Below are 9,966 nucleotides of genomic sequence, written 5' to 3'. Positions count from 1 at the left end.
TCTGCGCGGTCAGGTAATGTTAGAATCATGAGAACTCGGTAACGGTTGTAGGTTTGTATGTTTGGCGACTGATCAGATCGCTCAAACGGTACCGAGTTCCCTTCTTTTTCTACAAACCAGTGATCTATATTTAGGAACAGTTATTTAGCATAGACGCCGCCGATGCTGCATTCGCAACTTCGCTAATTGAGTGGGTTAGCTGTTCTATCGCCGCTGCCACTTGCTCCGTCTCGTTACATTGCTGATCCAAACTTTGCCCGATGGATTGTATGGTTGCGAACTCATCTTCCGCAGAGACCAGAATCTGCCCTGATGTTTCAGTCGCTCGAGCCGTTACTGCGCGTAACTCAGCACTTTTCATCATTAGTGCCAATTCCACTTGAGAATAGTCATCAAAATGGTTGGTATAAGGTCTCTCCATTAAGGGGTTTGAATAGGCGCGATTGGCTAGCGCTGTCAGTTCACCAACACGCTTACGTTGGTAGAAGAGAGCACCGCTAGTCAATGTGGTGCAGATCAGCAGCATTATGCTTGGCCAATTCGGTGCCGATATAACCCCAATAACTGCGACGAGCGTGGTGAACACTGCGAGCGCGAGAGCAACCGTTGTGAGTGGGAGGCGGGATTGTTTAGATGCGTTTCCACTGCGGAGTTTTTTATACAATGCTTCCGCTCTTAGAACTTGTGCTTTGGTCGGCTTAGAACGAACCGATTGAAACTCGATGATTTCGCCGCTTTCTGATTTGATGGGGGTGACAAAGGCGGAAACCCAGTAATGTTTCTCACCTTTACACTGGTTTTTCACCAGTCCCATCCAGCTTTTACCTTACTTTAGATAATCCCACATCTGTTTAAATGCTTGCTTAGGCATATCTGTGTGGCGAACAATATTGTGTGGATTGCCGATCAGTTCAGATTCAGAGTAACCAGCAACGCCACAAAAATCCTCGTTGGCATGAGTAATATGACTCGATGAGTTTGTGGTTGATATTAGGTTTGCAGAAGCGCAGTAATCTTTGTTGAGCGTTGTTTCATCCATATTTTTAGACTCATTCTCATGTTTTGGCATTGCTATGTTTAAGAAGAATTATGTTTAGTTATTGTTTTATTTGACTTAAAGCGGAGCATGATAACTATGCACATACCCATTAGTAATTGATGTGAATCAATTTGATTTTACTAATTAATTTCATATAGGGTTGTTGGAACATGATTACGAGCAAAACTCTGTTGCAAAATTGAGCGTATTACACTTTGTTTAGTGCTGTATGAGATGTTGATTCAAAATATTACCAGGGAGTGGTGGCATTTCTATCACTGTGAATGAGAGGTGTGAACAGAGATTTCAATCTATACAAATATCGCATAAGGAATGATTGGTGATATTTTATCCAAACATCCATTAATGTAATTAATTTACTGATTTTAGTTGGTTGAATTGTGTTCCTACCCCTTTGGAGTAGTTTAATTCTGTAATTGATTTACATCATGTATTAATTTTCTTTCATAATTAACAATCAGCTCAGATAAGAACCTAACCCTTAGGAAGTATTATGAGCAAGTTGAAGCTGGTCGTTATCGGTAACGGTATGGTAGGACACCGTTATATCGAAGACCTTGTTGATAAAACGGATGTTTCTCAATATGAAATCACGGTTTTCTGTGAAGAACCACGCGTAGCATACGATCGTGTCCACCTTTCTTCTTACTTTTCTCACCACACTGCGGACGAGCTTTCTCTTGTAAAAGAAGGCTTTTACGAAAAACATGGTATTAACATGTTAATTGGTGAGCGTGCGATCAACGTAAACCGCGAGAAGCGTATTGTTCATTCAAGCTCAGGTCGTGAGATTCAATACGACACGCTGATTATGGCGACTGGCTCATTCCCATTTGTTCCGCCGATTAAAGGTCGCGAGAGCAAAGACTGTTTTGTTTACCGTACTATCGAAGATCTTAAAGCAATCGAAGCATGCGCTAAGAAAAGCAAAGTGGGTGTGGTCATTGGTGGTGGTCTACTCGGGCTTGAAGCCGCTGGCGCATTGAAAGCGCTAGGTGTGCAGACTCATGTTGTTGAGTTTGCACCTAAGTTGATGGCGGAGCAGCTAGATCAAGCGGGCGGTAATCAACTGCGTCACAAAATCGAAAGCATGGGTGTGAAGGTACACACTAGCAAGAACACGCTTGAAATTGCACCTGAGGGTAAAGAAGCGAGAAACGTTATGCGTTTTGCGGATGGGACCGAGCTTGAGACAGATTTTATCGTGTTCTCGGCGGGTATCCGTCCACAAGATAAACTTGCTCGTCAAATGGGGTTAGGCATTGCACCGCGAGGGGGTATTGAGATTGACGACCACTGTCAAACCACGGATAAGAACATTTACGCGATTGGCGAATGTGCATCGTGGAACAATACTTTTTATGGCCTAGTGGCACCGGGTTACAAGATGGCGACGGTTGCCGTTGACCACCTTGTCGGTAATGAGAGCAAGTTTGAAGGTGCAGACATGTCTGCAAAACTAAAACTGCTTGGTGTAAAAGTAGGTTCTATTGGTGATGCCAACGGTCGTACTCCAGGCTGTAAGAGCTATGTCTACCAAAACGAAGAGCAAGAAGTCTATAAACGCCTGATTGTTTCTGAAGACAATAAGACGTTGCTTGGTGCAGTAATGGTTGGCGATACGTCGGATTACGGCGATTTGCTGCAATTAATGCTTAATGAAATTGAGCTACCAAAACACCCAGATACGCTTATTCTTCCGGCTCATGCGGGGGCAGAGAAACCAACATTGGGTGCAGATGCACTGCCAGAGTCAGCGGTTATCTGTTCTTGTTTCGATGTTACTAAAGGCAAGATTGCTCAGGCTGTTGCTGATGGGCACCACACGATTGGTGACATTAAAGCGATAACAGGTGCGGGTACTGGCTGTGGTGGTTGTATCCCATTAGTGACTTCTGTACTGAACGCAGAGCTTGCCAAAGCGGGCGTTGAAGTGAAGAACGATGTTTGTGAGCATTTCGCATACTCTCGTCAAGAGCTGTTCCATCTGATTCGAATCGAAGAGATCAAATCATTCGAAGAGCTGTTAGAGAAATATGGTCAGGGTTATGGCTGTGAGGTGTGTAAGCCACTTGCGGGTTCAATTCTAGCGTCATGCTGGGGTGAGCACATTCTTAAACCTGAATTGGTTAAACTGCATGACACCAACGATAACTTCCTAGGTAACATGCAAAAAGACGGTACTTACTCAGTCATTCCGCGTATGGCGGGCGGTGAAGTAACCCCTCAAGCATTGAAAGTACTGGCTGAAGTTGCCGCTGAATACAATCTTTATACTAAGGTGACAGGTGCTCAACGTATCGGTCTATTCGGTGCGCAGAAGGATGATCTTCCTGCGATCTGGAGCAAACTGATTGCCGCGGGATATGAAACTGGTCAGGCATACGCTAAAGCGCTGCGTATGGCGAAGACATGTGTAGGTTCAACGTGGTGTCGTTACGGCGTGCAGGACTCTGTGGGTCTGGGTGTGATGATTGAGAACCGTTACAAAGGTATCCGTACTCCTCACAAGATGAAGTTCGGTGTCTCTGGCTGTACTCGAGAGTGTGCTGAAGCACAAGGTAAAGATTTAGGTATCATCGCAACAGACGCAGGTTGGAACATGTACGTCTGTGGTAATGGCGGTATGAAACCACGCCATGCCGATCTTCTAGCAAGCGATCTTGACCAAGAAACTCTGATCAAATACATCGACCGTTTCATGATGTTCTATATCCGTACAGCGGCACCGCTTCAACGCACTTCAGTATGGATGGAAAACCTAGAAGGTGGCATCAACTATCTACGTGAAGTGATTGTTGACAACAAACTAGGCATCAATGATCAGCTTGAAGCCGATGTGGCTAAGTTGGTTGAAGAGTTCCGCTGTGAATGGACTGATACCGTGAATGACCCCGCTCAGCTAAAACGCTTTGCTCACTTCATTAACTCAGATCAGCGTGATGACAATGTCGTGTTCGTTCAAGAGCGTGCTCAGCATCGTCCGGCTACATTTACGGAAAAACACCCTGAAGTGAAGGGCGATATCCTTCATGTTGAATTGGTTTAAGTGGGAGACGACATCATGGCATTTACCAAAGTATGTAACATTGAAGACATCATCCCGGGAACAGGTGTGTGTGCGTTAGTTGAAGGCGAACAAGTCGCGATCTTTCGTCCAACCAAGACTGAAGAAGTGTTTGCGATTAGTAACATGGATCCTTTCTATCAGTCGAACGTGTTGTCACGTGGTTTGATTGTTGAACATAGCGATGAATTATGGGTGGCGAGTCCATTGAAAAAACAGCGCTTCAACCTGATGACTGGCGTATGCATGGAAAACCAGCAGTTCAACGTCAAAGCCTATAAGGCTCGTGTAGTAAAAGGGCAGGTAGAAATCGCAGCTTAACCTAGCGTTAAGGCGAGATTTAATAGCCTAAAGGTTTGCTGTTTCACAGTGAGGAACAGAGAAACAGCGAGCCTTTCACTATTCGATTTCAACTTTTAACTTTTACTTTGAATAAGGACACATTCATGTCTACTGATTTTAAACCTGCTGAATTTGTACAAACCATGATTAACGTGGGTGAAGCAAAAACCAAAACAAGTACTCGTGACTTGCTTTTGCGTGGCACGATGGCAGGTATCATTTTGTCATTGGCGGTTGTTGTTGCGATTACGACCATCGTTCAAACGGGCATGGGCGTGGTTGGCGCGTTAGTGTTCCCAGTGGGTTTTGTCATTCTTAGCGTGATGGGCTATGACCTAGTAACCGGTGTATTCGGTCTTGCACCTCTGGCTAAGCTTGAAAATCGCCCTGGTATTACTTGGAACCGCGTATTCCGTTGTTGGGGTCTGGTTGGACTTGGTAACCTCATTGGCTCTCTGATTGTTGCGTTTCTTGTTGCAGTATCATTGACGGGTAACTTCTCACTCGAACCAAATGCCGTTGCACAAAAATTCATTGCGGTATCGACGGCACGTAGCCTTGGTTTCGAGAACATGGGTATGGACGGTTGGATTACCTGTTTCGTACGCGGTATCTTCTGTAACCTAATGGTGTGTCTGGGTGTGATTGGTAACATGACAGGTCGTACATTGGCTGGCCGCATTGCAATGATGTGGTTCCCGATCTTCATCTTCTTTGCTCTTGTGTTTGAGCACACAGTCGTCAATATGTTCCTATTCCCACTAGGTATGATTCTGGGTGCCGATTTTGGTATCGCGACTTGGTTGAACTTCAACCTCATTCCAACCATCTTGGGTAACATTGTTGGTGGTCTGCTAATGACTTGTCTTCCTCTATACCTAACGCATGCGAAAGCAGCGCCTGCACTGTCTGATGCTGAAGAAGTAAACGCGAAACCAGTACTAGCGAAATAATCTCAATACCGCCCCATGTGAAATCATGGGGCATCTTTTAGCTTTAACATTAGTTGACTATAAAAAGTAGCCACTTTATTCCTCGCTGTGAGTGATACTTTTTATATTCAAATTTTCTCAAAGGGCGTAACTATGACTGCTTCTGATATTTCACCACTTAACAGCGGCTTCGTTTCTTTAGTGGGTGCTGGCCCTGGTGATCCAGAGCTACTGACTGTTAAAGGGTATCGCGTCATTCAGCAGGCAGAAGTGGTTGTTTACGATCGCTTAGTTTCCCCAGACATTCTCGCTTTAGCAAATACCCAAGCAGAAATGATTTACGTTGGTAAAAAGCTCGATTACCACTGTGTACCGCAGGAACAGATCAATCAATTGCTCGTCGATAAAGCAAGCCAAGGCAAACGAGTCGTCAGACTTAAAGGTGGTGACTCGTTTATATTCGGTCGAGGTGGAGAGGAGCTAGAAGAACTGGCTGAACATGGGATTGGATTTGAAGTGGTTCCTGGGATTACGGCAGCAGCAGGCGCAACCGCTTATGCAGGCATTCCGTTGACTCATAGAGACCATGCGCAAAGCGTGCAGTTTATTACTGGTCATGTTCAGAAAGATGGCCGTGAAATAGAGTGGCGTTCTCTGGCTCAATCGAACAACACCTTAGTATTCTACATGGGACTAAAACAGAGTGGCTATATTGCTGAGAAGCTGCTCGAAACGGGTTTAGATGAGCAGATGTCCTGCGCAATAATAGAAAATGGCACGCGCCGCGAACAGCGAGTCTTTACTGGCCCGCTCAAAGATTTAGCGTCGCTGGCAGAGCAAGCTGTGAGCCCCGCACTGATTGTCGTGGGCAGTGTGACGTCTTTGCACGACAAACTGAAATGGTGCAACTAGCCGTTATGACTGCTGCACTGATGCCCTGATTCTGTTAGAGTCAGGGCATCACTCTAAGCTCAAAAGTATCTATGGAAAAAGTGGCTATATTCGTAGACGTTCAAAACATCTACTACACCACGCGAGATAAATATCGCGCCAATTTTGATTACAACCAGTTTTGGTATATCGCCACAGAAGGTAGAGAGGTGATTGCAGCAAATGCCTATGCCATTGCTTCACATGATCCCAAACAGCGTCAGTTTCATCATATTCTCCGCGGCATTGGCTTTAACGTTAAACTCAAACCCTTTATCCAAAGAAATGATGGCAGTGCGAAAGGGGACTGGGACGTTGGATTAGCACTGGATGTTTATGAGACGGCATCGCAAGTAGATCGCGTTATTCTGCTGACTGGTGATGGTGACTTCGACGTGTTAGTGGATAGAATTCAGACTCGATTTGCGACGAAAGTAGACGTTTTTGGCGTACCAGGACTTACCGCGCAATCACTTATTGATGCCGCTGACCGTTATATCGCTATCGATAGAAATCTAATTATCACACGTAACTGACAACCAAACTGGCATGCTGAGACAAGATGATGGGTGGTTCAATATCCTACCCACTGGTTGCGACTGATTGTTCAAGGTTTGCACAGATTATGGTAGAGTTACCGACTCAACTGTAGGTAGCTTATTCATTGTTTTAGTTAGGTTTTGTTGTATGTTAAATCGAGCGGATCAGGTCACAATCAGCGTTTCAGAACAAAAGATCGAAACGTTAGATACACTACTGAAAACCATTGATACGGATATGGCTGTGTCTATGTCCTTTATTCGACGTGCTCAAGGGATGTCATTTCGCGACTTAGAGCAGCGAACAACTGGTATCAATGGCTCGACTCTAAAGCGTTACATGCAGCAAAGCTATCACTCTATCAGACCAATCCATGTCGTGGCAGCAATGTCGTGGGTCATGATGGTTCCGATGACCAGCTTTTATCTTGCCCTCAAAATGAAAGAGCATTACCGAGGAATGGATGACAAAGCCATCGAAGCTTTGTACTGCATTGGTCGACTTCCAGCCGAACAATTTCACCTTTACCTCGATCTCGTGACGAATATGATGAGTGAGGAGAATAAGCAACAGTTTCGATCTTTTCGTTCTGACGTAGAATCTCAGAGCGATCCTGATATTAACTACAACGAGTTGTTGCCGCCGCCAGTGTTAGATATCAATGCCTTTGCGATCGACTACTACCGCTCAGTTGCGATTACAGTTAAACGTTTTCGCTTAGAACACCAAATTCCTATTGATGTCATCTCGCGAGTTTTAGGCCTTTCAGAGTATCAATATCAGCAACTTGAAGATGTGAATAAAGTAAGAGATTTTTCGGTCGCGATAGGATTTAGGGTCAAACTGGGTTTTGAACTTAACTCGCACGTAAATTTCACCAGTGAAATGCGTTTATTCCCACAATTTCATCAATTACGTCAAATCCAGCATTTGCGTGACGCACTGATCGTAGAAGCATTACGTTATTTAAATGGTGAATGTAAGAAGCGTGCAGTAGAAATACTGACCACACTATCAAAGATCTACATAAAAAATGTGATCTAATTTCATCAAGTGGAAATAATCAACTCAAATTGCGCAGAGCCTTGAGTTGATTATATCTCACTAAAAAACAACAATGTTCACTAGTTATTTAGGTTAATGCTAACAGAGCTTCATCGAGCGCTATCGCTGAATTCGCTTGGGCTAACATTAGAGCGGCAACCTTGTCGGGATATTGCAAATGGACTAAATGGTCGGCGTTTTTTATCACCACAAGGCGACCATTTTTGAGTTGGTTTGCAAAGGATTGAGCGGTTTCCTTCGTGACATATGGATCAAACTCACCAACACAGATTGTGCATGGTACAGAGATATTAGTCACATTGGACGGTGTATGAACCAGCAATCTAACGGAGTTCTCAAAGAACACGTCAATACGCTGTTGTGACATATTAGTGATGCTCCTGACTGTCGCCTTAATGATGGCTTTGTTACGTGGAATATCGCTGTTGTTTACAGTCAAAGACTCAGTAAATGACTGCGCAAAGCTCGTTGGGTTGTCCATCGCAGCCGCGATCATTTTCTTAGTCGCAAGACGTCCCGACGAAGGGATGCCTGGGACGCCACCACAAATCGACATCGACAGCACATGCGGCCATATGTCGCACAGTTCTACCGCAACAGCTGTAGCATAAGAAAAGCCAATAATATGGGCATTTTTAACCCCTAAATACTCGATAAAATCGCGCAACATAATCGCTTGTGAACGTATACTGACTGTCGATTCAAGATTTTCTGTATGACCGGTTCCAGGAACCTCAATGGTTATACAGTTCAATTTTGTCGCAAAGAAGATCGAGAAACTGTGGACACTTTCTATGTCCTGTAACGCGCCTAAAAGAAAAATAGCGTATTGGTCTGAACCTTCACAGTGGTGAAACGAATAGCGGTAGTGATTGCCATTTAAGATCGTTTTTATAGTTTCCATTTTAATGTCCTCGGTTGAATAAGGACTTAACTATAAACGATTGATTGATAACGTTATGGCTAGGAATCTAATGAATAATCATACTCTAGAACAGCATTTGGCTGATGCGGAACAACCAGTTAAAGATTTTATGGCTGAGCTGTTGGAAGCGCTAGGAAATAAAGTCACTGACAACCAAGACCCCAAGCTAGCACTTCGCTACTTCGGAGCTCAACTGGAAATCAAGTTGGTTTCGTTTGATGGTGGCTATGAAGCAGGTCAGTGACCAAAGGGAAGAACAAAAAAGCCAGTTGGGTAAACCCGACTGGCTTTTCTATTTGGAAATTAGTGTTGAGCGTGTTGTTCGCTTGCCGCTGATTCTTGCTCGACCAACGCCTCTTCATTGTTGAGGTTTGCCTCTTCTGCTTCTAGCTTAGCGCGCTCGGCTTTTGAGATGTAGCGAGGTTTATTACTCTTATGTAGCTTAGCGTTTATCTTCTTTTGCTTAGCTTTTAAGATGCTATTGATCTTCTTTTTACGGTTCATGGTATCGCTCGGTCCTGAATAAGGCGCCGATCCTATCAAAAATCTGAACACAAATCACCAATATCAGTTTGGCTATTTGTGCTCTAGCGCGGTTCCACTAGGAGAACTTTCAGTGGTGTGAGTTTTGGAACCGACCCCAAATGGGTAGCTAAATGAAAGTCAAAATGACAAATAATTTTGATTCAAGATAAAGTAGAAACGTGAAATACAACAAAGCCCGCATTAAGCGGGCTTTGCGTTTTGTTCCTAAGAACTAAATTTGGTGGATCCGGGCGAACTCGAATCGCCGACCCCCGCCATGTCAAGGCGGTACTCTAACCAACTGAGCTACGGATCCAAATTATGTTCTTTTGCATTTCTATGCATAAAGGAATGGTGGGTCCGGGCGAACTCGAATCGCCGACCCCTACCATGTCAAGGTAGTACTCTAACCAACTGAGCTACGGACCCATTCCTTAAGAACGAGACGGATGTTACCGAGAGTTATTCGATCGTGCAAGAGCATTTTTATCGATTTTAGCTCGTTTGCTCTATATCTAAGCGAATTGTCGTAGTTTTATCCGCATCAGATACGAAAATGTGCATTAAATCACACACATGC

At 44.3% G+C, this 9,966-nt stretch carries 9 protein-coding genes, 2 tRNA genes and 1 pseudogene; 7 read left to right on the top strand and 5 right to left on the bottom strand.

Going from position 1 to position 9,966, the window contains the following annotated elements:
- Positions 1 to 145 precede the first annotated feature (145 nt).
- A pseudogene (locus QTN95_RS03470) lies at positions 146 to 1,039 on the bottom strand (PAS domain-containing protein); the annotation flags it as partial.
- A 514-nt stretch (positions 1,040 to 1,553) separates the two neighbouring features.
- Between QTN95_RS03470 and nirB the strand changes: the two are divergent.
- From nirB to QTN95_RS03440, 6 genes are all read left to right on the top strand, one after another.
- Positions 1,554 to 4,109 carry a nitrite reductase large subunit NirB gene (gene nirB / locus QTN95_RS03465; protein ID WP_331416341.1) on the top strand — a complete coding sequence of 852 codons (2,556 nt, stop codon included), beginning with the start codon at positions 1,554 to 1,556 and terminating at the stop codon, positions 4,107 to 4,109.
- A 15-nt stretch (positions 4,110 to 4,124) separates the two neighbouring features.
- A complete protein-coding gene (nirD, locus tag QTN95_RS03460; RefSeq protein ID WP_138970912.1) occupies positions 4,125 to 4,448 on the top strand; it encodes a nitrite reductase small subunit NirD in 324 nt (107 codons plus the stop codon).
- A 125-nt stretch (positions 4,449 to 4,573) separates the two neighbouring features.
- Positions 4,574 to 5,422, top strand: a complete 849-nt coding sequence (locus QTN95_RS03455) for a formate/nitrite transporter family protein (protein WP_331416340.1) — start codon at positions 4,574 to 4,576, stop codon at positions 5,420 to 5,422.
- Between the two features lie 132 nt (positions 5,423 to 5,554).
- Positions 5,555 to 6,313 (top strand): uroporphyrinogen-III C-methyltransferase, encoded by a 759-nt coding sequence (gene cobA, locus QTN95_RS03450; protein WP_331416339.1) that lies wholly within the window; start codon positions 5,555 to 5,557, stop codon positions 6,311 to 6,313.
- A gap of 71 nt (positions 6,314 to 6,384) precedes the next feature.
- On the top strand, positions 6,385 to 6,867 hold the full coding sequence (locus QTN95_RS03445) for a LabA-like NYN domain-containing protein (RefSeq protein WP_138970915.1): 483 nt from the start codon (positions 6,385 to 6,387) through the stop codon (positions 6,865 to 6,867).
- 151 nt (positions 6,868 to 7,018) lie between these two features.
- On the top strand, positions 7,019 to 7,915 hold the full coding sequence (locus tag QTN95_RS03440) for a hypothetical protein (protein ID WP_331416338.1): 897 nt from the start codon (positions 7,019 to 7,021) through the stop codon (positions 7,913 to 7,915).
- An 88-nt stretch (positions 7,916 to 8,003) separates the two neighbouring features.
- On the opposite strand, the gene QTN95_RS03435 is transcribed toward QTN95_RS03440, so the two are convergent.
- Positions 8,004 to 8,840 carry an alpha/beta fold hydrolase gene (locus QTN95_RS03435; RefSeq protein ID WP_331416337.1) on the bottom strand — a complete coding sequence of 279 codons (837 nt, stop codon included), beginning with the start codon at positions 8,838 to 8,840 and terminating at the stop codon, positions 8,004 to 8,006.
- Positions 8,841 to 8,910: 70 nt separating this feature from the next.
- Here QTN95_RS03435 and QTN95_RS03430 point away from each other — a divergent pair, with 70 nt between their 5' ends.
- Entirely contained in the window at positions 8,911 to 9,105 is a 195-nt protein-coding gene (locus QTN95_RS03430; RefSeq protein WP_331416336.1) for a hypothetical protein, read from the top strand.
- A gap of 59 nt (positions 9,106 to 9,164) precedes the next feature.
- Here the strand turns inward: QTN95_RS03430 and QTN95_RS03425 are convergent, their stop codons facing one another.
- The 3 genes from QTN95_RS03425 to QTN95_RS03415 all read right to left on the bottom strand — a co-directional run bounded on the left by QTN95_RS03425 (position 9,165) and on the right by QTN95_RS03415 (position 9,815).
- Positions 9,165 to 9,365, bottom strand: a complete 201-nt coding sequence (locus QTN95_RS03425) for a DUF2986 domain-containing protein (RefSeq protein ID WP_331416335.1) — start codon at positions 9,363 to 9,365, stop codon at positions 9,165 to 9,167.
- Positions 9,366 to 9,625: 260 nt separating this feature from the next.
- Positions 9,626 to 9,702: transfer RNA gene (locus tag QTN95_RS03420), tRNA-Val, on the bottom strand.
- 36 nt (positions 9,703 to 9,738) lie between these two features.
- Positions 9,739 to 9,815, bottom strand: a tRNA-Val gene (locus tag QTN95_RS03415).
- Positions 9,816 to 9,966: the final 151 nt, after the last annotated feature.

The organism is Vibrio sp. M260112 (genome assembly GCF_036533775.1).
GTDB lineage: Bacteria > Pseudomonadota > Gammaproteobacteria > Enterobacterales > Vibrionaceae > Vibrio.
Note: the sequence above shows the minus strand (reverse complement) of the source record. Positions and strands in the feature narration are given on the sequence as shown.